The organism is Ochrobactrum sp. BTU2 (assembly GCF_024539785.1).
GTDB classification, from domain to species: Bacteria; Pseudomonadota; Alphaproteobacteria; order Rhizobiales; family Rhizobiaceae; genus Brucella; species Brucella anthropi.
This window is the reverse complement of sequence record NZ_JAHWRG010000001.1, coordinates 720,038-744,086: the sequence shown is the minus strand read 5'-3', so window position 1 is coordinate 744,086 and position 24,049 is coordinate 720,038. Positions and strand designations below refer to the sequence as shown.

Below are 24,049 nucleotides of genomic sequence, written 5' to 3'. Positions count from 1 at the left end.
TCTGTGTTCCGGCGTAAGCCGGACAGAAATAACCGCAACAGGATATTTGCAATGAAGACCACCGGACTTTTCAAAGCCGTGTTCATTTCCGCTCTCGCTCTGACGAGCGTCTCGGCCCATGCCGAGGAAAAGAAGTGGACAAAGATCACCATCGCCACGGAAGGTGCTTTCCGCCCTTACAACTTCACCAAGCCCGATGGCTCGCTGGATGGCTATGAAGTCGATCTCTACAAGGACCTCTGCGCCCGCATGAAGGTTGAGTGCACGATGGTTGCGCAGCCTTTCGACAGCATCATTCCGGCGCTCAATGCCGGCAAGTTCGATGCGATCATGGCTGGCCTTACTGCTACGCCGAAGCGCGAAGAAACTATCAGCTTCTCGATTTCCTATGGCTTGACGCCGCAGACCTTTGCGACGCTGAAGGACAGCCCTTACGCCAAGCTGCCGCATACCGGCGAAACCCTTTATCTCGCCAAGGATGAAGCGGCTGCCCAGAAGGCAATTGACGAAGTATCGGCTGAAATCAAGGGCCGCACCGTCGGCGTCCAGACCGCTTCGCTCGGCCTGTCGCTGCTCGACAAGTATTTCAAGGATGGCATCGACATCCGTGAATACAAGACCACGGAACAGCACGACCTCGACCTGAAGTCTGGCCGCGTAGATCTGATCGTGGCTTCGCTCGCTTACCTCACGGATGCGGCCAAGAAGCCGGGCAACGAAGACATCGTCATGACCGGTCCGTTCTTCAAGGGCGGCATTCTGGGCCGTGGCGTTGCTGTCGGTCTGCGCAAGGACGATACCGAACTGAAGAAGATGTTCGACGTTGCCATTGAAGCTGCAAAGGCTGACGGCACGATCAAGCGTCTGTCGGAAAAGTGGTTCGGCTTCGACGTTACGCCGTAATTTTCGAGTGACATCATAAGCAAAGCGCCGCCTTTGGGCGGCGTTTTCATTTGGGAGTATGCAAACCTTCACATCAAACCAGCGAGCGCCTATAAGATCGCCAGAAGTCTGCTGAGAGCCAAAAACTTACTGTGAGGGTGTGATGGTAAAGATCGGTTTCGTGACTGTTTCCGACCGCGCAAGTCGCGGGGAGTACGAAGACCTTAGTGGCCCTGCCATGGAAGCGTGGCTGAAAAGCGCTGTCGTCACGCCTTATGAAACAATCCGCCGTGTCATTCCCGATGGCATGGAATCGGTACGCGACACGCTTATCGATCTTTGTGACAACGAGGCCTGTGATCTTATCCTGACCACGGGTGGCACGGGACCAAGCCCGCGCGATGAAACACCGGAAGCCATGCAGGCCGTTCTGCACAAGGAACTGCCCGGTTTCGGCGAACTGATGCGCCGCGTCAGCCTGGAACAAACCCCGACCGCCATTCTATCCCGCCAAACGGCAGGCAGTCGCGGCAAGAGCTTCATCCTCAATCTTCCCGGTAAACCAGCTTCAATTGCCATGACCTTGCAGGCAATTTTTCCGGCAGTGCCTTATTGTCTCGACCTCATCGAAGCCGGGCGTATCGACACCGATCCGGCAGTCGTGAAAGCCCATCGACCGGGCTGAATTTTCGCCAGAGCTATGTTTGCGGGCGTAGTAGAACGCACCTCGGGGCTCATGTCGCGACGAAATTGCGCAACCCAGCTTTGCGCTTTTGCATAATTTCCATGCTTGCTTTTCCCTGAGTCAGGACTGAATAATAGGGAAAAAGAAGGGGAATTAAGTGAAGCCATTTGACGAGATGCTCAACCATGGCGGGAATGTCCGCCAACCATATGAATTTCTCAAGCAGTGGCTCGACAGCCAAGACCCGCACAAACTTCTGCAGAAAAGCGATGACGCCGAAAGCGTTTTCCGCAAGACGGGCATCACCTTTGCTGTCTACGGCGATCAGGAAGCGGGCGAGCGCCTCATTCCCTTCGATATCATCCCGCGTATCATTTCAGGTCAGGAATGGCGGCGTCTGTCGCAGGGCATCGAACAGCGTGTGATGGCGCTTAACGCCTTCCTCGATGACATTTATCACCGTCAGGAGATTGTCCGGGCAGGGCGCATTCCGAAAGACCTGATTTCCAAGAATGAAGCCTTCTTGCCCGAGATGATCGGCTTCCGTCCTCCGGGCAATGTCTACACCCATATTATCGGCGTCGATATCGTGCGCACCGCCGAGAACCAGTTCTATGTGCTGGAGGACAATGCCCGCACGCCATCCGGCGTTTCCTATATGCTGGAAAATCGCGAGACGATGATGCAACTCTTTCCCGAGCTGTTTCAGAACGTCAAGGTTCGCCCGGTTGAGAATTATCCGCAATTGTTGCGCCAGTCGCTGGCAAGTGTTGCGCCTCCCGGCACGCAGGATGTGCCGACCGTCGCGGTGCTGACACCCGGCATTTATAATTCAGCCTATTTTGAACACGCATTCCTTGCCGACCAGATGGGCGTCGAATTGGTCGAGGGAAGCGATCTGCGCGTCGTTGACGGACGTGTCGCGATGCGTACCACACAAGGTTATCGCGCTATCGACGTGCTCTATCGGCGTGTGGACGATGCGTTTCTCGACCCGCTGACATTCAGGCCGGATTCGACGCTCGGCGTTGCAGGCATCATGGATGTCTACCGGGCAGGGAATATCACGATTGCCAATGCGCCCGGAACCGGCATCGCCGACGACAAGGCGATCTATTCCTACATGCCGGAGATCGTGGAGTTCTATACGGGTCGCAAGGCCATTCTCGAAAATGTTCCGACCTGGCGTTGTTCCGAACCAGATAGCCTTGCTTATGTGCTCGACAATCTTGCCGAGCTTGTCGTCAAGGAAGTGCACGGCTCCGGTGGTTATGGAATGCTGGTAGGCCCCGCGTCGACAAAGGCCGAACGCGATGCTTTTTCAGAGAAACTGAAGGCAAGGCCGCGCAACTATATCGCGCAGCCCACGCTTGCGCTCTCAACGACGCCCATCTTTACCGAGAGCGGGCTGGCGCCACGCCATGTCGATCTGCGCCCATTTGTTCTGGTTTCGGATCGCATCCGCATCACACCCGGCGGGCTCACCCGTGTGGCATTGAAGGAGGGATCGCTTGTCGTGAATTCCAGCCAGGGCGGCGGAACCAAGGATACGTGGGTACTCGACGACTGAAACTGCATTAACGTGCTGCAACTGACGACAAGATCAGGGCGCGAAAAGGGGAATGATTTATGCTTCTTGGCCGTACGGCAAACGGACTTTACTGGATGTTCCGCTACATAGAGCGTGCCGAAAACATGGCACGTCTCGTCGATGCGGGGCTTCGCATGGCGCTGACGAAAACGTCTGACGCACCGGAGGAGTGGTCTTCGGTCGCGGTTTCAGCGGGTGCAAGTCAGGGCTTCTCTGCAAAATACGACGTCTATAACGCCGCCAATGTTGCGGACTTCCTGCTGCGCGATGCAGACAATCCATCAAGCGTGATGACCTGCATTGAAACCGCGCGTTCCAATGCCCGCATGGTGCGCACGGCGCTGACGCGCGAGGCGTGGGAAAGCGTAAACGAAGCATGGATGTCACTGAAAAAGTCGCTGTGTAAGCCGTTGAAGGAAAGTGACCTTCCGCAGCTTCTCGACCAGATCAAGCGCGAGACGGCGCTCATTCGCGGCTCTTTCCATGGCACGATGCTGCGCAACGAAATCTTCGACTTTGCAAGCCTTGGTACTTTCATCGAACGCGCTGATAATACGGCTCGTATTCTCGATGTGAAATATTATGTCCTGCTGCCTGCGATATCCTATGTCGGCACGACGCTGGACAATTATCAATGGGAATCGATCCTGCGGTCGGTCTCCGCGCACCGCTCTTATCGGTGGGTCTATGATGGTGATTACCGTCCTGCGCAAGTCGCGGACTACCTGATCCTGAACGGCCGTATGCCGCGTTCACTCCATTACTGTTATCGCAGCATCGCCGAACATCTGGATTACCTGTCGAAAGATTATGGCAATCGTGCTGCCTGCCACGCGACAGCGGACAAAATCTATGCAAGCCTGCAAAATCAGGACATATCCGCGATCTTCGATGTGGGCTTACATGAGTTTCTGACCGAATTCATCACTCGCAACAACCGGCTCGGCAACGAGATTGCTGAAACCTATAATTTCTATTGAGGTCTTCGCTTGCTGCTCAACATCCGGCACGTTTCACATTATCGCTATGAGCATCCGGTTCCTTATGCGGTGCAAAGGTTGCGGCTGCGTCCGCCAACGGTGCCGGGCCAGATGGTCAAGCACTGGGAGTTAAAAATCGAAGGCGGTGAGCCGGAGGTTTCCTATGTCGACGGCTTCGGCAACAAGACCGATCTGGTCCAGCATTCTCGCAATATCAATGAAATTGTCATAACCGCCAGCGGCAGCGTCGAGATGGAAGACCGGGCCGGAGTGCTTGGATCAGTCTATGGTTATGCGCCGCTCTGGCTCTTCGAGCGCGAGACGCCGCTGACTGCGCCGGGCGAACGCATCAAGGCGCTGGCAGCTGATCTCACGACCGGGCAGGAACGGCTTGCCCTGATGCACGATCTGATGAACACCATCCACAAGGCGGTCGCCTATATGCCGGGGACGACGAGCGTTTCAACGGATGCTGAAAGCGCTCTGGAAAGTGGGAAGGGCGTTTGCCAGGATCACACGCATGTTTTCCTTTCCACAGCCCGATTGATCGGCATTCCGGCGCGATACGTATCGGGATATCTGATGATGGAAGGTGTGGAAGAACAAACCGCAAGTCACGCATGGGCTGAAGCCCATATTGATGGTCTGGGATGGGTGGGGTTCGATGCCGCCAACAATATTTGTCCGAATGACCGTTACGTGCGGATTGCAACCGGCCTCGACTATCGTGATGCGGCCCCGATTTCCGGCGTTCGTCTGGGCGGCACGGTGGAAAGCCTTGCGGTTCACATCAATGTAGGGCAGTGATCTTTCTGGATAGCGAGTTGCCTGCCGGATATTGCTTATGACCTATTGTGTTGGAATGAAAATCGATCGTGGCCTTGTGTTCATGTCCGATACACGGACGAATGCCGGGCTCGACAATATTTCTGTCTTCTCAAAAATGCGAAGCTGGTCAGAGCCCGGCGAGCGCGTGATTGTTCTGCTTTCGGCGGGAAACCTCGCGACAACGCAAGCCGTTGCAAGTCTTCTGGAAGAACGGATGAAAGCTCCGGCAGACAGGCACCCTTCGGTTTTCGACGCGCCTTCCATGTTTCAGGTTGCGCGTCTTGTCGGCGACACCGTCAAGGAAGTGATCCAGAACTCCGCTACCGGTGGACAGAATGCCGATGCTTTCGGCGCATCGTTTATTCTCGGCGGACAGATCAAGGGCGGACAATCGCGCCTTTTCTATATCTATCCCGAAGGCAATTTTATCGAGAGCTCGGCCGATACGCCTTTTTTCCAGATTGGCGAGAACAAATATGGAAAACCGATCCTCGTGCGCGCTTATCAGGAGCAGATGAGTTTCGAGGAAGCGGTGAAGCTGCTGCTGGTTTCGTTCGATTCCACACTGAAAGCCAACCTTTCAGTTGGGCTTCCGCTCGACATGCAGATTTATGAAGCGGACAGTTTTGTAACTGGCGCTCGCAGACGGTTCGAGGCCACCGATCCTTACTATCAAACCGTATCGGAAAGCTGGTCGGAAGCGCTGAAATCCGCACTGGAAAAATTGCCGCCGTTCAGTTTCGACGACGAGTAAAAAGGCCGGGCACTTTGCCCGGCCTTTTCGTATCGCATCAGTCCTTCGTTACGGTCTGAACATAGTTGGCATCGGCCACCATGTTGAAATCGTGCACATTCGGACCCGTCACAGCCGTTTCAATCTGCTGATAGATGATCGCGAACGGGCTTGTTTCCTGAAACTTCTTTTGAAGATCATGATACATCGTCTCACGTTTGGCTGTATCGCGCTCTTCAACAGCAGCCATTGTTTCCGCCGTCAGTTCCGGAATTTCCCAATGCGCCTGCCAGGCGTTGGTGCGCATCGAAACATCTTCGCCATTGTTTGGATTGTTGGTGAACGTGACCGCATTGGTATGCGGATCCCAATAATCCGGTCCCCATATACCCAGCGCCAACTGGTGCTTGCGTGCGCGAACCTTGGTGGTGGTCAGCTTGCCGTCACCCTGCAGGATTTCCACCTGAACGCCTGCTTTACCCATCGTCTGCTGAATGCTTTCCGCTATCCCGACGAATGGCTGGCTGTTACGTACATCAAGCGTCACCTTGAAACCGTCCTTGAGGCCAGCTTTGGCGAGAAGTTCCTTGGCTTTATCGACGTCGTAGGTGAATGGCTTGTCGCCGACAGCACCGAACATGCCGAGTGGCAGGAAGGACTGGTGCGTGCGACCGATACCCTTGATGAGCTTCGCTTCTATCGTATCGTAATCGACCAGGTATTTCAGTGCCTGCCGGACTTCGGGCTTTGCGAGTTCAGGTACATTCTGGTTGGCGACCAGATAATAGACGCGCCCCTTCGGGGCGTTGATGACATGGTATTTCTGATCCTTGCTCAATTCCTCGATATCGCCAGGTTCCAGATTGCGTGCAATGTCGATGTCGCCCGCCTGCAAGAGCAGGCGCTGCGAAACGCCTTCTTTCACGTGGCGATAGATAACGCGCTTCATTGCCGGTTTTGCATCGCTATAATTTTCGTTGCGCTCCAGAAGCAGGACTTCATTTGCGCGCCATTGCTTCAATGCGAAAGGACCGGAACCGGCGTAATTGGTCTTCAGCCATTCATAACCGAAATCGGTTTCGTAAGGAAAATCCTTGGTCTTCTCTGCCTTCTGCTCATGCTCCTTGACCAACTTGCTGTCGACAATCGACGCAACGCTGGATGTCAGACAGTTCAGGACGAAGCTTGGCGCAAACGCCTTGCCGGTCGTGAACACAAGCGTTTCGTCGTCGGTGGCAACAATATTCTGATCGGCATTATCGCGAGTGAGACCGAACTGGCTGAGGATGAAGGCCGGGCTCTTGTCGAGCTTGATCGCGCGCTGCAGCGAATAAGCGGCGTCGTGTGCCGTCAGCGGGTTGCCGGAGGCGAATTTTAGGCCCTTGCGGATTTTGAACGTGATCGACTTACCGTCATCGGAAAAGGCCCAGCTTTCGGCAATCTGGGGGATGATCTTCGTCGGGTCCTTGGTGTCAGTCGTGACGAGGCGTTCATAGGTGCTGGTGAGCACTTCAGACGTCGTGATCTCGAAGATTTCCGCCGGGTCGAGCGAAATGACGTCATCTATGCTCATGGCAATGACGAGCGTGTCAGTCGGTGTAGCTGCTTCCACTGCCTTGGGTGATGCCGATAGAAAGAGCGTGAATGCCAGTGCGGCTGGAATCGATGCGCGCAGCAGCTTTCGTGCAAGGCCATATCTTGTATGGTCTGCCTTCGAGTTATTCTGAATGAGTGACAGTATTACGGTCGTCATGCAACTTCCCCTCCGGGCTGTGCAATACGCATATGTTGCGCAATCGCAGCCCTGCATTGATGAAGCTTCAAGAGCCTGTCGCTTTGTTCGCGACTCTCTTCAAAGCTTCTCCATTACAGCCAGCTTTTGGGGAGGGGACAACGGTCTGATGAAATATTTTTCCGCGGAAATGCAAAAGCCGGAGGAAAATTCCCCCGGCTCAATTCATACAGTACAATCAGGCGATTAGAAGAACACTTTGAAGCGGTCGCCATCGTCCATGAAAGCCTTTTCAGCAAAAGGCTGTTCGTTCGAGCCGAACGGCATCTGTGCGCGGAGCTTCCACGAAGCCGGAACGTCCCAAGCCTTGGCGACTTCGTGGTCGATCAGCGGGTTGTAGTGCTGAAGGCTGGCACCAATGCCGGCGTTGGCGAGCGCGGTCCAGACCGAATGTTGCGCCATACCGCCCGACTGTTCAGACCAGACCGGGAAGTTGTCAGCGTAAAGCGGGAAGTTTTCCTGAAGACCCTTAACGACGTTCTGGTCTTCATAGAACAGAACCGTGCCTGCACCGGCGGAGAAGCTGTCGATTTTGGCTTCGGTCTGGGCGAAAGCGTCGGCAGGAACGATCTTGCGAAGTGTTTCCTTCACGATGTTCCACAGCCTGTCGCTCTCGGCGTCAAACAGGATCACAGCGCGCGAGCTCTGCGAATTAAACGAAGACGGCGTATGCTTGACCGCTTCGCGGATCAGCTCGGCGGTGTCTTCATTCGACAGCGGAAGGGACTTGCCCAGAGCGTACTGTGTGCGGCGCTTCTTGATGGAATTCAGCAGAGAATTGTTCATTATTCTGTCCTGTTTTTCAGCGGTTCAACAGGCTGTCTGGCTTGGGATTTTCAAGACAACCTCATGAATGATGTTGAGGGAAATATTGTTATTTTGGCTGTCGAAGCCAGCCCGTGTTTCTGAAACACACTGTCAACGATCCGTTGTTAGCCGGGTTTTACTGTTTACGTTTTGATCGTTGCGTCCATGTGCTATCCGCGCCCTGCAGGCATCTGAACAGCGCAACATCCCAGCTTTATGGGGTTTACAAGAGCGATTGTTTATCGGAATCTAACTAAAACAGTGGGATTTAAAAACGATAGTTTGACGACGCGCTTTTCTTATCGTTGTCGTGAAAAGGGACGAGGTCACGATAGTTTGAAGTCATTCATTATCATCGGAGCGGGCGCAAGCGGCATCATCCTGGCCGCACAATTGCTTCGGCGCTCACCAGATTCGACCGTGCGGATTTTCGAGCGTTCAGGTCAATTAGGGGCAGGCATCGCATACGCGACGGAAAATCCGAGCCATCTTCTCAATGTCCGCGCCAGCAATATGAGCGCATATCCCGATCAGCCGGATCATTTCCTGAACTGGTTGCAGTCGAGCGACATTGCCGCTCCCGGCCATTTGTGGGAACCGCACAGTTTTGCACCACGCAAACTCTACCGCTCCTATCTGAAGCATCTTATCGCGCCTTATCTTTCTGACGATGATACACGTTTGAAGGTTGAAAAGACCGGCGTCGTCGATGTCGCACTGAAGGACGGCAGAGCAGCCGTTACCGCTGAGACAGGAGACACGTTCATTGCCGATGCGGTGATTGTGGCCACGGGAAATGAGGCCGCCATCGCGAAATCCGGCAATCACGTTACGGAATACTGGTCGAGCAATGGCTATTTCGATGTGCCGACAGATGCGCCGGTGACTATATTCGGCACAGGTCTGTCGATGATCGACAGCGTCCTGTCGCTGCTCGACAACGGGCATCGTGCGGAAATCTATGCGATCTCGCGCCGTGGGCTTCTTCCTGCGGTTCATGCCCCTGCGCAAGCTTTCCCGGTCGAGGCAGACGATCTCCCGCTATCGCTGGGCCTTTCCAAGCTTGTGCAGCACGTGCGTGCCATGATGACGGAAGCGGAAAAAACCGGTTCCGGCTGGCGTGGCGTGATGGATGGTCTGCGTACGCATACACAACACATCTGGGCGAGCCTGCCGACTTCGCAGCGCCGCAGCTTCCTCCGTCATCTGCGTCCTTGGTGGGATGTGCACCGGCATCGCATGGCACCGGCTGTCGCAGAGCGTATCGAAGCTGCCGTGAACAGCGGCCAGCTTAAAGTCGCGGCAGGCCATCTGGTTTCGGTGCGCGACCAAGGCGAGGAGATTGAAGTCCGTTATCGCCCTCGGCGTAGTGAGCATGTCGAAAAACTGCAGGTATCGACGGTTATTGATTGTCGTGGCGGCAATCCACGTTTTTCGACAACCCGCAATGCGGCACTGATCGGTCTTATGGAACATGGCTTGGCCCGACCGGATCCACTCGATCTCGGTTTTGACGTCACACGGGATCTGCAGATTCTCAATAAGCGAGGAGAGCCATCCGGTCCGTTTTTCGGTATCGGACCTGTTACGAAAGGCGCGTTCTGGGAGGTTACTGCCGTACCGGACATTCGTGTTCAGGCCGAACGGCTATCGGCGATTTTGCTTGAAGGATGAAGCCGCATCTGCGGTAAAATTCATGGCAAGTTTTGTGTCATCCGGCTGAAAGATTTTCAGGTCAGTATGGTCGACAATCAGGTATCGAGGTTCGCAGCAGTCGACAAATTATAGATTTTCCGGCGCAGGGAACGATAAAATGATTCAAATCTATGCGATAAGCCATTGAAAGCTATTGCCATAATGTTCCGTGGCCGGTCATAATAAGGCCATCGGAATATATGATTCCTCACTACAACTTGCCGGAGCGATTCTGTTGCTGTTTTCTTGAGCGGTGCCTGCTTCGGATCAACCTTGATTTCGGCTAGGAGGCCTGTGGCGCATGACGATGGACGGCAGAATGCTTTTCCTGCTTGTCCTTCTACCATTTCTTGGCAGCGCCATAACCGGCTTATTCAGGGGGGCGGATCGTAGCGGTTCGGCCTGGTTTACGGCAGCGATTGCGCTTGTTGCCTTTATTGTCACCGCCAGCCTTTATCCCATCGTGTCGGACGGCAAGGTGCTTCATGGCACTGTGGAATGGCTTCCGGCCTATGGCCTCAATGTCACCTTCCGAATGGATGGCTTCGCCTGGCTTTTCGCGATGCTCATCACGGGTATCGGCCTGCTGGTCGTCATTTATGCGCGTTATTACATGTCGCCCGAAGATCCCGTGCCGAGGTTCTTCTCGTTCCTGCTGTCCTTTATGGGATCGATGCTCGGCGTAGTTCTATCCGGCAATCTGATATTGCTCGCCGTGTTCTGGGAGCTGACCAGCATCTTCTCGTTCCTGCTGATCGGCTATTGGTATCATAATGCCAGTGCCCGCGACGGCGCACGCATGGCGCTGACCGTGACGGGTATCGGTGGTTTCTGTCTGCTGGCAGGCGTTCTGATCCTCGGCCATATTGTCGGAAGCTACGATCTCGACACAGTTCTGGCAGCGGGGAACATCGTTCGGACACATCCGCTTTATAGCGTGGCGCTCATTCTGATCCTGCTCGGAGCATTCACGAAAAGCGCGCAGTTTCCGTTCCACTTCTGGCTTCCCAATGCGATGGCAGCGCCAACGCCCGTTTCGGCCTATCTGCATTCGGCCACCATGGTGAAGGCCGGAGTCTTCCTGCTGGCGCGCCTGTGGCCGGTTCTCAGCGGAACGGAAGAGTGGTTCTGGATCGTCGGTTCGGCAGGGCTGATCACGCTTCTGATTGCCAGCTTCTTCGCAGTTTTCCAGCAGGACCTCAAAGGGCTGCTTGCCTATTCGACCATCAGTAACCTTGGTCTGATTACCGTTCTGCTTTCTCTTGGCAGCCCACTTGCTGCGGTTGCCGCGATCTTTCACATGGTCAACCATGCGATTTTCAAGGCATCGCTGTTCATGGCTGCGGGCATCATCGATCATGAGACCGGCACGCGCGACATGCGAAAGTTGAGCGGGCTGTTGCGTCCCATGCCCTATACAGCAACGCTCGCCATGGTCGCGAGTGCGGCAATGGCAGGCGTACCGTTGCTCAACGGCTTTATTTCCAAGGAAATGTTCTTCGCTGAGGCGGTGGAAACGCACATGGCGTCGTGGCTTGATACGATCACGCCCTATGTCGCCACGATTGCCGGTATCTTTACGGTCGCCTATTCGGTGCGCTTTATTTATTCGACGTTCTTCGGACCACCACCGCATGACCTGCCGCATGAGCCGCACGAACCGCCGCACTGGATGCGTCGTCCCATTGAACTTCTGGTGCTGCTTTGCCTGTTGATAGGCATCATTCCGGGCCTTTCCATCGGACCGTTCCTGCATTCGGCAGTTCTGTCGGTGCTGGGCAAGGCGACGCCTGAATATAGTCTCTCGGTCTGGCACGGATTCAACCTGCCGCTGATGATGAGTATCGTCGCCATGATCGGCGGTATTCTTCTGCACTGGATGCTGAAAAACTATCTTGCCACCAGTGAAGACGGCCCCCCCTTATTCCGACATTTGCAAGGGCAGCGCATTTTCGAACGTGTTCTCGTGACCTTGTCATGGAACTGGGCACGTAAGGCAGAATCCTTCCTCAGCACGCGTCGTCTGCAGCCGCAGCTCCGTATCGTGGTTGCGGTGGCCGTCCTTGCAGCTGCCTGGCCGATTTTCGTTTCCGGCTTGCAGTCAGGTTCGCTTGGCGCCCAGCCCGTGGACCCGATTTTTGCCGGACTTTGGATACTTGGTGGCGCCTGTGCTATCGGCGCGGCCTATCAGGCCAAGTACCACCGACTTGCGGCGTTGATCCTCCTCGGAGGGGCGGGGCTCGTTACCTGCATCACCTTCGTCTGGCTGTCCGCGCCCGATCTTGCTGTGACCCAGTTGCTGGTCGAGATCGTCACCACTGTTCTGCTGCTGCTCGGGCTTCGCTGGCTGCCGAAGCGTTGGGAGGATCCTGATCCGCTCCCGGTGCAGATAGGTCCGCGCATCCGCCGTTATCGCGACTTGCTGCTTGCAATCGGCAGCGGGGCAGGGGTCGCTGTCATCGCCTATGCTGTTATGACGCGTATTTCGCCCAGCAGCATCGGCGACTATTTCCTCGAAAACGCCTATTCAGGCGGCGGTGGCAAGAATGTCGTGAACGTCATTCTGGTCGACTTCCGTGCTTTCGATACGTTTGGTGAAATTGCCGTCCTCGGCATCGTGGGCCTCACGGTTTTTGCGCTCCTGCGTCGTTTCCGTCCTGCCCCTGACACAACCGGATCGACAGCCCAGCAGAAAATCCAGGACGCCTATGACGAGGCAGCGCCTGACCGCAAGGCAGGTGAAACACTGGCCGATTATCTGGCCGTGCCGTCCGTCATCATGCAATGGTTGTTCCCGGTTATCATTGTGCTGGCAGTGCATCTGTTCCTGCGCGGTCATGATCTGCCAGGTGGCGGATTTGCGGCCGGTATTACGCTCGCAATTGCATTTTTGCTGCAATATCTGGCGTCAGGCGCGCGTGTGGTGGAAGATCGCTTGCGCATTCTGCCCTTGCGCTGGATCGGGTTGGGTTTGCTGTTTGCAGCGGCAACAGGCGCGGGGTCGTGGTTCTTCGGCTATCCGTTCCTCACCACATTCTTCCAATATACGGAAATACCGCATATCGGAAAAATGCCGACAGCCAGCGCACTGCTGTTCGATCTTGGCGTCTTCACCCTCGTGGTTGGCGCTACCGTGCTGGTTTTAATTGCACTCGCACACCAATCACTCCGTAAACACCGTGTCGAGAAGCTCGCCGCAACGAAGGAGGAGAACTGATGGAACTCGTTCTTGCTCTGGCGATCGGCGTGTTGATGGCATCCGGCGTTTGGCTCATTCTTCGCCCGCGTACCTTCCAGGTGGCAATCGGTCTGTCGCTGATTTCCTACGCGGTCAATCTCTTCATCTTTTCGATGGGACGCTTGCGCACGAATGCTGCCCCGGTGCTCGATAGCGGTGTTGACGTTCAGGCCGCACAATATACCGATCCGGTACCACAGGCGCTCGTACTGACCGCCATCGTCATCGGTTTCGCAATGACCGCACTTTTCCTTGTCGTGCTGCTCGCTTCGCGCGGGTTGACGCGTACGGACCACGTGGACGGCAAGGAGAACTGATGTTGGACTGGAAAACGCACCTCATCGTTGCTCCAATCATTCTGCCGCTCGTCACGGCAGCTGTCTTGCTGCTGTTCGATGAGCGCAAGCGCAAGCTCAAGATGGCCATCAACTCCATCTCGACATTGGGTTTGATCGCGATTGCCATCATGCTTGCTGGCATGGCGAGCAACAGGGCCCCTGACGCTCTGGTTTACCTGATCGGCAACTGGCCCGCACCGTTCGGCATCGTGCTGGTTCTGGATCGTCTCGCGGCCCTTATGCTTGTGCTGACCAGCCTGCTCGGCATGGCTTCACTCAGCTTCGCACTCGCGCACTGGCACAAAGCCAGCCCGCATTTCCATACAATCTTCCAGCTTTTGCTGATGGGGCTGAACGGCGCATTTCTGACTGGTGATCTGTTCAACCTCTTCGTGTTCTTCGAAGTGATGCTGGCGGCATCCTACGGCCTGGCGCTGCATGGATCAGGTCCGGCGCGCGTAAAGGCCGGCATGCATTATATTGCCGTCAATCTCGTCGCGTCGTCTCTGTTTCTGATCGGCGTCAGCCTGATCTATGGCGTGACCGGCACCTTGAATATGGCCGATCTTGCACAGAGAATTCCGCAGGTCGCAGCTGAAGATCGTATGCTGCTTGAAGCAGGTGCTGCGGTTCTGGGCGTTGCCTTCCTCGTCAAGGCAGGCATGTGGCCGCTCAATTTCTGGCTTGCGCCAACCTATACGGCAGCAGCAGCACCGGTGGCGGCGGTCTTCGCCATCATGAGCAAGGTCGGCATTTACGTCCTTTTGCGCCTGTCGCCTCTGATGTTCGGCATCGGTGCCGGTTCTTCCTATGGTTTCGGCAATGACTGGCTCTATTTCGGTGGAATGGTCACACTGGCCTTCGGCCTGATCGGGGTGGTCGCATCGCAAGCAATGGGACGTCTTGCCAGCTATAGTATCCTCGTATCCTCGGGCACGTTGCTGGCTGCCATTGGCAGCGGTAACACCGCCATGACCGGCGCCGCGCTGTTCTATATGGTGAGTTCCACGCTTACCATCGCGGCTTTTTTCCTGCTGATCGAACTGATCGAACGCGGTCAGGATGCGGCTGCAAACGTTCTCGCCGTTACCATGGAAGCCTATGGTGACGATGAGGAGGAAGAAGACGAAGACGAAGTCGGGGCTGTGTTGCCCGCAACCCTTGCCGTCCTGGGAACGTTCTTCGGCATTTGCGCGATATTGCTGATCGGCCTGCCGCCATTCTCTGGATTCATTGCCAAATTCCTGATCCTGGCAGCGGTTTTCAACGGCGACAGTCCGACACCGCAGCTCGCAATGCCAGTCAGTCCGGCAAGCTGGGCTTTGGTCGCGCTCCTTCTGCTGTCTGGTCTTTCAGCGCTGATCGCGATGACACGTACCGGCATTCGCACGTTTTGGGCATCGCTCGAAGGCAACGTGCCACGCGTTCTGGTCCGGGAAGTCGTGCCGATTGCGGGGCTTCTGGCAATCTGTCTGGCGCTGACAATCGCTGCCGGCCCGGCGATGCGTTATATGGATGAAACGGCGCGTTCGCTGCACAATCCCGCATCTTATATCAGCAGTGTCCTCAATGCGCCCCGTGCAGGCACCGAAACGGAGGGGGCACAGTGAAAAAGATCCTGCCTTACCCGCTTCTGTTCGCCTCGTTGCTTCTGTTCTGGCTGCTTTTGAACGGCTTCACACGGGCACAGCTCCTGCTTGGTGCGATCATCGCGCTCGTGGCTTGTCTCATCATGACGGCCCTGCAACCGCAGAAGAACCATATTCGTTCGATCCCGACGATGCTCTTGCTGTTCGGCACCATGAGCTATGACATCCTGCAATCCAATATCGCGGTGGCTGGCATCATTCTGTCACGCAAGCGTAAGCGACGTCCGGGCTTTGTCGTTATCCAGCTTGATCTGGAAAACCGGACCGCTCTTGCCGTTCTCGCCTGCATAATCACAGCGACGCCGGGCACGGCCTGGGTGGATTACAACGCTGCAAGGCACGAACTGACCATCCACGTACTCGATCTGGATGATGCGCAGGCGTGGCGGGACACGATCAAGGGAAGATATGAGCAGCCGCTCATCAAGATATTCGGAGCGGCAGACGTCATGGAAGAGGAGAAATCCGCATGAGTGCAGTCATTATCTTCTGGTCCCTGCTTGCTGCTCAGCTGATGCTTCTTGGCGCTCTGGCTTGTGTAGTTTATCGGCTGCTTGTAGGCCCGCGTGCGCAGGATCGCATTCTTGCGGCCGATGCGCTCTACCTCAACGCGCTGCTTCTCCTGATCACGTTCGGCATACGTACGGGCAGCATCATCTATTTTGAGACGGCGCTGATTATCGCTCTTCTGGGTTTCGTTGCCACCGTGGCACTTTCAAAATTCCTCATGCGCGGGGAGGTGATCGAATGATCAATGCAGGTGAACTTCCCGTATGGGCCGCTGTGATCATTGCGTTTTTTCTGGTCTCCGGCGCCTTCCTGACACTCGTCGGATGCATCGGACTCGTCCGCTTCAAAAGCTTTTACGAGCGTGTTCACGCCCCCACGCTTGGCTCGTCGTTTGGTGCTGGCGGAATCTTGATCGCCTCGATCATATTTTTCTCCATCTTGCAATCGAAGCCGATTCTGCATGAAGTGCTGATTACCGTCTTTGTGGTCATCACAACGCCGGTAACGCTCATGCTGCTCAGCCGCGCCGTGATCCATCGCGACAGAACGCAGGACAGCAAGGAGCTGCCTTCATCTTCCGACCCGCTATAGGTCTGTAGGTATCATGCTTGAGGGTGCGGAGAGGGCGGAAAGCTTGCGTTTTCCGTCGCACCAAATGGGGAAATTCGCCGCTCCGTCATGGAAGCGGCGGCTGTTGCTTCCGGGCTGACCGGAGACCTGTTTTGGAGTTCGCTTCAAGACCGGCTATCCTGCCGATCGGAAACATTATCTGCCATTTGCCGAATCTCTGGCCTGACTGCCCACCGACTGCGGAGCGGAAGCGGTGGCCTATCGTGTTTTCGGGCATTTGGAGGAGTGTCCGGGGCTGCGGCCAATTGTCCATTCGGGCTTTCGCCCGGGACAAACGGATTGAAGGTTCAAGCCATTTGAATTATCTGAATTTCAGTAATTTCTGAAAATTCAGAATTTACGGGAGAGAGAATTTTGGAATTGTCGCCAATCGTTCAGTCGTTCGTGCTCCACTTCGGAGAAATGGGCAGCCGTTGGGGCATCAACCGCACGGTGGGGCAGATTTATGCACTGCTTTACGTGTCGCCTGAGCCTCTTTGCGCTGACCAGATCGTCGATGCTCTCGGTGTGTCACGTTCGAATGTGTCCATGGGTATTCGTGAATTGCAGGGCTGGAATCTGGTGCTGCTGAAGCACATTCCCGGTGATCGCCGCGATTTCTTCACGACGCCCGACGATGTGTGGCAGATTCTGCGCACGCTCGCTGAAGAGCGCAAGAAGCGCGAGATCGATCCCACGCTCTCGGTTCTGCGTGAAATCCTGATGGAGCAGCCGAAAGGCGACAGCGATCTTTATGCGCAGGATCGCATGAAGGACATGTACGGCCTGATCGAAAGGCTGACCAACTGGTACGACGACGTCAAGCGACTCGATACCGACCGTTTGACAAGTCTTCTGGCGCTTGGCGCCAAGGTGACCCGCTTCCTTGAAACCACGGACAGGATCGTGGCGCTCGGACGCGGGCGAACATCGGCCAAAAAGGAGCCTAAGAGAGAGTGACATCCGTTGTCCCCCGAACGGAAACTTTGACGGCAGAAGACGGCGAAGCGGCAAGCGACCAACAAGGTTCGCGCCGCTCGCAGCGTCGTCCTGTTCCGTCTTTGCTGAAGCGGGGGGCATATCTTCAGGCGTTAGCCGCACTTTTGTGGCTGCCGCAAGCGGGCATTCTCGCATACGCAATCGGACGACTGGCCGACACCGGCTTCGATAATTCCATCTATTACAGCGCGGCGGGCATATTCGTTCTCGGCTGTCTGCGCAGCCTTCTTGATAGTGCAGGCGCTACCAAAGCTTTCGACGCCGCCCGACTGGAACTTTCCCGACTTCGAACCAATGCTGTTTCAGCGCTTGCGCAACGTTCACCGCTTGATGTGACGCGCCCGTCATCCGGTGAGGCGGCAAGCATTCTTGCCGAACAGGCGGAAATGGTCGTTCCCTATCTTTCGCGCTTTGTGCCGGTCCGCATCCGCGTGATGCTGATCCCATTCGCAATACTTGCCGTCGTACTCTGGTATTCCTGGGCTGCAGCACTTGTCCTGATGGTGGCCGCACCGCTGATACCGATCTTTATGGCATTGATCGGCTGGCGTGCAAAGGCGGCCAGCGAAAAGCAACTGACAGCCCTTGGTGGAATGAACGGCTTTCTGCTTGACCGTCTGCGGGGCCTTGCAACCATTCGCACATTCCATGCCGTGGACGCGACGGCGAACCGGCTGCGCCAGAACGCCGAAACCTTGCGTTCCAAGACGATGACTGTCCTGCGCATCGCATTTCTGTCTTCGGCTGTGCTTGAACTCTTCGCTGCTATCGGCGTTGCCATGGTCGCGGTTTATATCGGCTTCCATCTGCTGGGCCAGCTCAACTTCGGAGCGTGGGGCCATAAGCTGACTTTGGCCGAAGGTCTTTTCGTCCTGCTTCTATCGCCTGCATTCTTCGAACCATTGCGCGATCTTTCAGCGGTCTGGCACGACCGTGCAGCGGGCGAAGCTTCAATTGATGCACTGGAAAAGCTGGCTGAACATCCGATGCCAATTGTCGGCAAGGTTGGAAGCCACGCAGCAACTGGTGATGCTCCTACCGTAACTCTACACAATATCGACTTTGGTTATGGGACTGGGGGCAAGGTTCTCACCGCATTCAATCTCGATATTGCGGCAGGCGAGCACGTGGCTCTGCTGGCGCCGAGCGGCTATGGGAAATCGACTGTTCTGGCCCTTGTTGCCGGGCTGACGGCTCCTCAAACTGGCCAAATTGAAATCGGTGGGATCGGGTTGGCCGAAGATACAGCAGAGGCGCTTCGCTCAAGGATGAGCTGGATCGGACAGAAGCCGCATATCTTTGCCGGTTCTGCTCGTCAGAACATCACGCTCGGTCGGCAAGCCGATGTGGAAACCACCAAAGCCATCATTGATGACATGGCGCTCGGTCATGTTCTGGGTGTCACCGGCAACAGTCTCATCGGCGAGAACGGTGCGGGAATATCCGGTGGCGAAGCCCTGCGGCTGGCGCTGTCTCGAGCGGCAGTTGATCTCAATGCCGATATTATCCTGGCCGATGAACCTACAGCCCATCTTGACCAGGAAACCGCGAAGGTCATTGCCGACAGCCTTCTCAGGCTAGCCAAAGGCAAGACGCTCATCGTCGCTACCCATGACGAAACCCTTGCCCGCAGGATGGACCGTATCGTCCGTCTGGACGGCAGCGTGGATAACGATCCTGTCTGGCAGAGGAGGGCGGCAGAATGAACGGTTTTCAATCGTTGCAACCGATCCTGCGCCTCTTTTTCCGCACCAAGGGGACAGCACTTCTTGCGGGTATAGCGACGGCTACTGTAACGGTCCTTGCCGGTATCGCTCTTCTCGGCCTGTCAGGCTGGTTCATAACGGCAACGGCGATTGCGGGCTTGAGCATGGCGACGGCGGTTGTGTTCGATGTGTTCGCTCCTGCAGCCGGTATTCGTCTGCTGGCGATCTTGCGTACCGGTTCGCGTTATCTGGAGCGGCTCGTCACCCATGATGCAACGCTTGCGATCCTTGCCGCACTGCGCGAAAAGCTGTTCCGTAGCTGGGCGCGCCCGACCGCTGCAAACGCGCTATTGAAGCGCCCTGCGCGTCTCCTGTTCCGCCTGACGGCAGACATTGATGCACTCGACTCGCTTTATCTGCGCGTGGTGGTGCCTGTCGGTGCTGCACTCGCTACCGCGCTTGTGGCTGGCATCGCTCTCGGCCTGATGAGCCCCCTTTTCGGGTTGCTGGTTGCTCTTGTCCTGCTTGTTGCCGGTCTGGGCCTTCCGCTTGCTGCGGCTCGTCGTTCCGAAAAATCCATGCGACAACGAGCAAAAGGTACGGAAGCGCTGCGCGCCCGTACCGTCGATCTCGTTGCCGGGCAGACTGAACTTCTTATGGCTGGGCGCCTCGAAGATCAGAAGCTGGCTTTGGTCCGTGCAGACGGCTATGTCGCCGCTTCGGATCGCGAGCTTAATCGCATAGAGATCGTAACCGGCGCGGGTTTCGGCATTGTTCACGCTGCGTTGCTTGCAGGTGGCCTTGTCGCCGTTGGTTTGCTGATGCAGTCAGGAATGATCGGTGCGCCAGTTGCAGCGCTCGGAATGCTTATCATTCTTGGTGCGATGGAGCCGTTTTCAGCATTGCGGCGCGGCGCGATGGAACTCGGGCGCACGATACTTGCTGCCAGGCGGGTTGCACCTCAACTGAACGATGACGCTGAACTAACGGCACCCAAAAAACCTGAGAATGGCGTAGCGGTTCATCTGAAAAACGTGTCGGTTCGTCACGAGGGCGCGGATCACGATGCCCTCAAAAACCTCGATCTCGATATTGCAGCGGGCGAGCGTATTGCCATCGTCGGCACAAGCGGCGCAGGCAAATCGACCTTGTTCAATCTCCTTGCCGGAGAAATTCCGGCTGATCAGGGCAGCGTTTCGGTTTTGCCCGCGCGCCTTCTCACGCAGCGGACAGAGCTATTTCAGGATAGTCTTCGCGACAATCTCCGGCTGGCGCGTGCCGATGCGAGCGATGAGGAACTGATTGACGCTTTGCGGGCTGCGGGCCTTGGCGCGTTTATCGATGAATTGCCTGCCGGACTGGACGCAATGCTGGGCGAGGGCGGGTTGGGGCTTTCGGGCGGGCAAGCACGTCGTCTGGCCCTGGCGCGGCTTTTCCTGACCGATGCGCCGCTCTGGCTACTGGATGAACCGACCGAAGGTCTCGATAACGCAACCGCACAGGATGTTCTCGATCGCCTCAAGGCGAGAGCAGGTTCTCGCGCATTGCTGATCGCAACGCATATCAGTCGCGAAGCGCGAATTTGCGAACGGATCATTGTTTTAAATCAAGGCGCTCTAGTTGAGTCTGTAGGTAAGAGTTCGCCGCGCTTCGGCGAAATCCTCGAAACCATGAGGTGAGCTTCGCGGACATGGAAATGATTTGAAGTCCGTGTCCATATCTGGACCGATATTTGAAATTGAAGCGGAGTACGGTTTCCAGGAAGCCGCCGTTTTCAAAAGGGGGCCGCGCTGAAGCGCCGCTCATAACACCAGGAGGGCCGGGTTACCGGCTTAAAGAGATGGAACTCGATATTGTCTCCCTGTCGCGATTGCAGTTTGCAATCACGGCACTTTATCACTTCCTCTTCGTACCTCTGACCTTGGGTCTTTCCGTGCTGCTTGCCATCATGGAAACCGTTTACGTGATGACGGGGCGACTCATCTGGCGGCAGATGACGAAATTTTGGGGTACGCTGTTTGGCATCAACTTTGTCATGGGCGTCGCGACGGGCATCGTGATGGAATTCCAGTTCGGCATGAACTGGAGTTATTACAGCCACTATGTCGGCGACATCTTCGGCGCACCGCTCGCCATCGAAGGCCTTATGGCTTTCTTCCTTGAAGCGACCTTCGTAGGTCTGTTCTTCTTCGGCTGGGATCGCCTGTCGAAAGTCGGGCACCTCATGGCGACTTATGCGGTCGCGGCAGGTTCTAACTTCTCGGCACTGTGGATTCTGATCGCCAATGGCTGGATGCAGAATCCGGTCGGGTCGGCATTCAATCCCGAAACCATGCGTATGGAAATCACCGATTTCTTCGCAGTGCTGATGAACCCGGTCGCGCAGGCCAAGTTCGTGCATACGGTTTCTGCCGGTTATGTCACCGCGTCTGTTTTCGTCCTCGGTGTTTCGGCCTGGTATCTGCTCAAGGGACGCTCGGTAGAACTCGCCAAGCGCTCGATGACCATTGCAGCATCGTTCGGTCTTGCCGCGACACTTTCCGTCGTCGTCCTTGGTGACGAAAGCGGCTATCTGGCCAACGAACATCAGAAGATGAAGATCGCGGCGATTGAAGCCATGTGGGAAACAGAACCGGCTCCGGCTTCGTTCACCGTATTCGGTTTCCCGGATCAGGCAGCACGCGAAACCCACTTCGCGGTGCATATTCCGTGGGTCATGGGCCTGATCGGTACGCGTTCTCTCACCACCCCAATTCAGGGCATCAACGATCTTGTTGAAAGTGCGGAGAACCATATCCGCAATGGCATCGTCGCCTATGACGCCTTGCAGAAAATCCGTGCGGCTGGCGACACGAATGCCGTGCCGCAGGAAGTGAAGGACGTCTTTGCCGATAACAGTCAGTGGATGGGCTATGCGCTTCTGCTGAAGCGCTATGTCGATGATCCGCGTCAGGCAACCGACGCACAGATCACACAGGCCGCAAATGATACCGTTCCCGGTGTCCTGCCCCTGTTCTGGGCCTTCCGCATCATGGTCGGCATCGGCTTCTTCCTGATCCTGTTGACGGGCACATTCTTCGTGCTGTCTGCGCGTCGTAAACTCGACCGTTATCCGTTCCTGTTGCGGATTGCCGTGTTTGCGATACCGCTACCGTGGATCGCAGCCGAAATGGGCTGGATCGTCGCGGAGTTCGGCCGCCAGCCATGGGTCATCGAAGGCATATTGCCGACGGCAGTCGGGGTTTCCAATCTCGGAGCATCCACAGTGCTGCTGACCATACTTGGTTTCGTGGCGATCTATACGGTTCTCTTCATCATCGAGATGGGCCTGATGATCCGTGCTATCAAGGCTGGACCTGAACCCGACAGCAAGCCGGAAGCAATGCTCGCCCCGGCCAGCATCGCACCTGCGGAGTAAGGATCATGATACTCAGCGATTTGTTGGACTATGAAACCCTGCGTCTCATCTGGTGGGTGCTGCTCGGCGTATTGCTGATCGCTTTTGCCGCGATGGACGGGTTCGACCTCGGTGTCGACATACTCATGCCCGTCGTCGGCAAAACCGATGTCGAGCGACGCATCATCATCAACACGATCGGCCCCGTCTGGGAAGGCAATCAGGTCTGGTTGATCCTCGGGGGCGGTGCTATTTTCGCCGCCTGGCCACAGCTCTATGCGGTGTCTTTCTCCGGATTCTATCTGGCGATGTTTGTCATCCTGTTCGCACTCATCTTGCGTCCGGTCGGGTTCAAATATCGTTCCAAGCGCGAGAGTGAGGCCTGGAGGAGAGGCTGGGACTGGGCGCTTTTCATCGGCGGTTTCGTTCCTGCCCTTATCTTCGGCGTTGCCGTCGGCAATGTCCTACAGGGCGTTCCATTCCGTATCGCCGACGACTTTCAGATATTCTATGAAGGCTCGTTCTTCGGTCTGCTGAATCCGTTTGCACTGCTTTGCGGCGTGCTTTCGGTGACGATGCTCTGCATGCATGGCGCTTCTTGGCTGATGTTGAAGACGACCGGGGATATTCAGGCGCGTGCCCGGTCCTACGGCAGCATCGCAGCTCTTCTGACTGTCGTGCTCTATGTGCTGGCTGGGGTTGTCAGCTGGTTCTGGGTTTCGGGTTACCGGATCACGAGCGCCATCGTCACCGACGGGCCATCCAATCCGCTGCGCAAGACTGTGGAACTGGATCACGGTGCATGGTTCACCAACTATGTGAACTATCCTGTCCTGCTGATCGCTCCGGCGCTCGGCATTTTGGGGGCACTGGCGGTCTTCATCGCATTGCGTAGCCGTCGTGAATTAGCCCCGCTGCTGTTCGGAAAGCTGTCGATCTTCGGCATTATTTCGTCGGTCGGCGTGTCGATGTTCCCGTTCATTCTGCCATCGTCGCTCGATCCGCGCTCAAGCCTGACGGTATGGGATTCGTCTTCCAGCCATATGACACTGTTCATCATGCTGGTTGTGACGCTCATTTTCCTGCCGCTGATCGTTGTCTACACGTCCTGGGTTTACAAGGTCCTGTGGGGCAAGGTCGACAAGGACATGATCGAAGACGACAGCAATCACGCTTACTAGAGTGCTTTTTGATCTGATTGCATCAGATCGGCGCTCTATAAGTTTCGTTTCAACGCGCATCCCGAAAACCGTTTCAAACTTTTCAGGATGCGCTTGGAACAACCGAGAAAGGAAAGCGATATGTGGTATTTTTCCTGGTTGTTGGGGCTTCCGCTTGCTGCGGCTTTCGCCGTGCTCAACGCCATGTGGTATGAGCTGATGGATGACCGGGCGCGCAAGCGTCTCGCAGCCGATCCAACAGCGGATCTGGCTCGTGAAGGCAAGAAACATCACTGACATGAAATAAAAACGGCCCGGAAACGGGCCGTTTTCGTCGATAGAGGTCGCTTAGAGCATAATCCGACCGGAGTGAAACGAGGATCGAGAAGATTATGCTTAAAACAGAAGAAGTTAGAGCGCCGATCTGATCCAATCAGATCGAAACGCGCT

General features: G+C 55.9%; 21 protein-coding genes. 19 read left to right on the top strand and 2 right to left on the bottom strand.

What is annotated here, in order from left to right:
- The first annotated feature begins 51 nt into the window (after positions 1-51).
- From KWJ32_RS03490 to KWJ32_RS03465, 6 genes are all read left to right on the top strand, one after another.
- Complete coding sequence (locus KWJ32_RS03490; protein ID WP_010658720.1) at positions 52-903, top strand: transporter substrate-binding domain-containing protein; 852 nt, start codon at positions 52-54, stop codon at positions 901-903.
- Between the two features lie 142 nt (positions 904-1,045).
- On the top strand, positions 1,046-1,567 hold the full coding sequence (gene mog / locus KWJ32_RS03485; RefSeq protein ID WP_010658721.1) for a molybdopterin adenylyltransferase: 522 nt from the start codon (positions 1,046-1,048) through the stop codon (positions 1,565-1,567).
- A 157-nt stretch (positions 1,568-1,724) separates the two neighbouring features.
- A complete protein-coding gene (locus KWJ32_RS03480) occupies positions 1,725-3,137 on the top strand; it encodes a circularly permuted type 2 ATP-grasp protein (protein ID WP_012092931.1) in 1,413 nt (470 codons plus the stop codon).
- A gap of 59 nt (positions 3,138-3,196) precedes the next feature.
- On the top strand, positions 3,197-4,138 hold the full coding sequence (locus KWJ32_RS03475) for an alpha-E domain-containing protein (protein WP_010658723.1): 942 nt from the start codon (positions 3,197-3,199) through the stop codon (positions 4,136-4,138).
- Positions 4,139-4,147: 9 nt separating this feature from the next.
- Entirely contained in the window at positions 4,148-4,945 is a 798-nt protein-coding gene (locus KWJ32_RS03470; RefSeq protein WP_012092932.1) for a transglutaminase family protein, read from the top strand.
- Positions 4,946-4,982: 37 nt separating this feature from the next.
- Positions 4,983-5,720 carry a proteasome-type protease gene (locus tag KWJ32_RS03465; protein WP_012092933.1) on the top strand — a complete coding sequence of 246 codons (738 nt, stop codon included), beginning with the start codon at positions 4,983-4,985 and terminating at the stop codon, positions 5,718-5,720.
- Between the two features lie 37 nt (positions 5,721-5,757).
- On the opposite strand, the gene KWJ32_RS03460 is transcribed toward KWJ32_RS03465, so the two are convergent.
- A complete protein-coding gene (locus KWJ32_RS03460; protein ID WP_012092934.1) occupies positions 5,758-7,452 on the bottom strand; it encodes an ABC transporter substrate-binding protein in 1,695 nt (564 codons plus the stop codon).
- 225 nt (positions 7,453-7,677) lie between these two features.
- A complete protein-coding gene (locus KWJ32_RS03455) occupies positions 7,678-8,277 on the bottom strand; it encodes a nitroreductase family protein (RefSeq protein WP_012092935.1) in 600 nt (199 codons plus the stop codon).
- A 357-nt stretch (positions 8,278-8,634) separates the two neighbouring features.
- Here KWJ32_RS03455 and KWJ32_RS03450 point away from each other — a divergent pair, with 357 nt between their 5' ends.
- The 13 genes from KWJ32_RS03450 (at position 8,635) to cydX (ending at position 23,896) form a co-directional block, all read left to right on the top strand.
- Positions 8,635-9,972, top strand: coding sequence for an FAD/NAD(P)-binding protein (locus KWJ32_RS03450; RefSeq protein WP_151609524.1), 1,338 nt, complete (start codon positions 8,635-8,637; stop codon positions 9,970-9,972).
- Positions 9,973-10,294: 322 nt separating this feature from the next.
- Positions 10,295-13,210 (top strand): monovalent cation/H+ antiporter subunit A, encoded by a 2,916-nt coding sequence (locus tag KWJ32_RS03445; protein WP_010658729.1) that lies wholly within the window; start codon positions 10,295-10,297, stop codon positions 13,208-13,210.
- Positions 13,210-13,548, top strand: coding sequence for a Na+/H+ antiporter subunit C (locus tag KWJ32_RS03440; protein WP_010658730.1), 339 nt, complete (start codon positions 13,210-13,212; stop codon positions 13,546-13,548). The genes KWJ32_RS03445 and KWJ32_RS03440 overlap by 1 nt, the downstream gene beginning before the upstream one ends.
- A 2-nt stretch (positions 13,549-13,550) precedes the next feature.
- A complete protein-coding gene (locus KWJ32_RS03435; RefSeq protein WP_040128694.1) occupies positions 13,551-15,179 on the top strand; it encodes a monovalent cation/H+ antiporter subunit D in 1,629 nt (542 codons plus the stop codon).
- Positions 15,176-15,691, top strand: a complete 516-nt coding sequence (locus KWJ32_RS03430) for a Na+/H+ antiporter subunit E (protein ID WP_010658732.1) — start codon at positions 15,176-15,178, stop codon at positions 15,689-15,691. The genes KWJ32_RS03435 and KWJ32_RS03430 overlap by 4 nt, the downstream gene beginning before the upstream one ends.
- Positions 15,688-15,969, top strand: coding sequence for a K+/H+ antiporter subunit F (locus KWJ32_RS03425; RefSeq protein WP_010658733.1), 282 nt, complete (start codon positions 15,688-15,690; stop codon positions 15,967-15,969). The genes KWJ32_RS03430 and KWJ32_RS03425 overlap by 4 nt, the downstream gene beginning before the upstream one ends.
- A complete protein-coding gene (mnhG, locus tag KWJ32_RS03420) occupies positions 15,966-16,319 on the top strand; it encodes a monovalent cation/H(+) antiporter subunit G (protein ID WP_012092939.1) in 354 nt (117 codons plus the stop codon). The genes KWJ32_RS03425 and mnhG overlap by 4 nt, the downstream gene beginning before the upstream one ends.
- A gap of 393 nt (positions 16,320-16,712) precedes the next feature.
- Complete coding sequence (locus tag KWJ32_RS03415; protein WP_012092941.1) at positions 16,713-17,297, top strand: GbsR/MarR family transcriptional regulator; 585 nt, start codon at positions 16,713-16,715, stop codon at positions 17,295-17,297.
- Positions 17,294-19,042, top strand: a complete 1,749-nt coding sequence (cydD, locus tag KWJ32_RS03410) for a thiol reductant ABC exporter subunit CydD (RefSeq protein WP_012092942.1) — start codon at positions 17,294-17,296, stop codon at positions 19,040-19,042. Before KWJ32_RS03415 ends, cydD begins: the two co-directional genes overlap by 4 nt.
- Positions 19,039-20,721 (top strand): thiol reductant ABC exporter subunit CydC, encoded by a 1,683-nt coding sequence (cydC, locus tag KWJ32_RS03405; protein ID WP_012092943.1) that lies wholly within the window; start codon positions 19,039-19,041, stop codon positions 20,719-20,721. Before cydD ends, cydC begins: the two co-directional genes overlap by 4 nt.
- Before the next feature lie 161 nt (positions 20,722-20,882).
- Entirely contained in the window at positions 20,883-22,460 is a 1,578-nt protein-coding gene (locus tag KWJ32_RS03400; protein ID WP_012092944.1) for a cytochrome ubiquinol oxidase subunit I, read from the top strand.
- Positions 22,461-22,465: 5 nt separating this feature from the next.
- Positions 22,466-23,620, top strand: a complete 1,155-nt coding sequence (cydB, locus tag KWJ32_RS03395; protein WP_010658740.1) for a cytochrome d ubiquinol oxidase subunit II — start codon at positions 22,466-22,468, stop codon at positions 23,618-23,620.
- Positions 23,621-23,740: 120 nt separating this feature from the next.
- Entirely contained in the window at positions 23,741-23,896 is a 156-nt protein-coding gene (gene cydX, locus KWJ32_RS03390; RefSeq protein WP_029375948.1) for a cytochrome bd-I oxidase subunit CydX, read from the top strand.
- Positions 23,897-24,049: the final 153 nt, after the last annotated feature.

What these genes read in the sequence shown, in the direction of transcription:
- KWJ32_RS03490 (WP_010658720.1), top strand. Translation starts at nt 52, where the DNA reads ATGAAGACCACCGGACTTTTCAAAGCCGTGTTCATTTCCGCTCTCGCT.
- mog (WP_010658721.1), top strand. Translation starts at nt 1,046, where the DNA reads ATGGTAAAGATCGGTTTCGTGACTGTTTCCGACCGCGCAAGTCGCGGG.
- KWJ32_RS03445 (WP_010658729.1), top strand. Translation starts at nt 10,295, where the DNA reads ATGACGATGGACGGCAGAATGCTTTTCCTGCTTGTCCTTCTACCATTT.
- KWJ32_RS03440 (WP_010658730.1), top strand. Translation starts at nt 13,210, where the DNA reads ATGGAACTCGTTCTTGCTCTGGCGATCGGCGTGTTGATGGCATCCGGC.
- cydX (WP_029375948.1), top strand. Translation starts at nt 23,741, where the DNA reads ATGTGGTATTTTTCCTGGTTGTTGGGGCTTCCGCTTGCTGCGGCTTTC.
- KWJ32_RS03425 (WP_010658733.1), top strand. Translation starts at nt 15,688, where the DNA reads ATGAGTGCAGTCATTATCTTCTGGTCCCTGCTTGCTGCTCAGCTGATG.
- mnhG (WP_012092939.1), top strand. Translation starts at nt 15,966, where the DNA reads ATGATCAATGCAGGTGAACTTCCCGTATGGGCCGCTGTGATCATTGCG.
- KWJ32_RS03465 (WP_012092933.1), top strand. Translation starts at nt 4,983, where the DNA reads ATGACCTATTGTGTTGGAATGAAAATCGATCGTGGCCTTGTGTTCATG.
- cydC (WP_012092943.1), top strand. Translation starts at nt 19,039, where the DNA reads ATGAACGGTTTTCAATCGTTGCAACCGATCCTGCGCCTCTTTTTCCGC.
- cydB (WP_010658740.1), top strand. Translation starts at nt 22,466, where the DNA reads ATGATACTCAGCGATTTGTTGGACTATGAAACCCTGCGTCTCATCTGG.
- KWJ32_RS03475 (WP_010658723.1), top strand. Translation starts at nt 3,197, where the DNA reads ATGCTTCTTGGCCGTACGGCAAACGGACTTTACTGGATGTTCCGCTAC.
- KWJ32_RS03400 (WP_012092944.1), top strand. Translation starts at nt 20,883, where the DNA reads ATGGAACTCGATATTGTCTCCCTGTCGCGATTGCAGTTTGCAATCACG.
- KWJ32_RS03455 (WP_012092935.1), bottom strand. Translation starts at nt 8,277, where the DNA reads ATGAACAATTCTCTGCTGAATTCCATCAAGAAGCGCCGCACACAGTAC.
- KWJ32_RS03460 (WP_012092934.1), bottom strand. Translation starts at nt 7,452, where the DNA reads ATGACGACCGTAATACTGTCACTCATTCAGAATAACTCGAAGGCAGAC.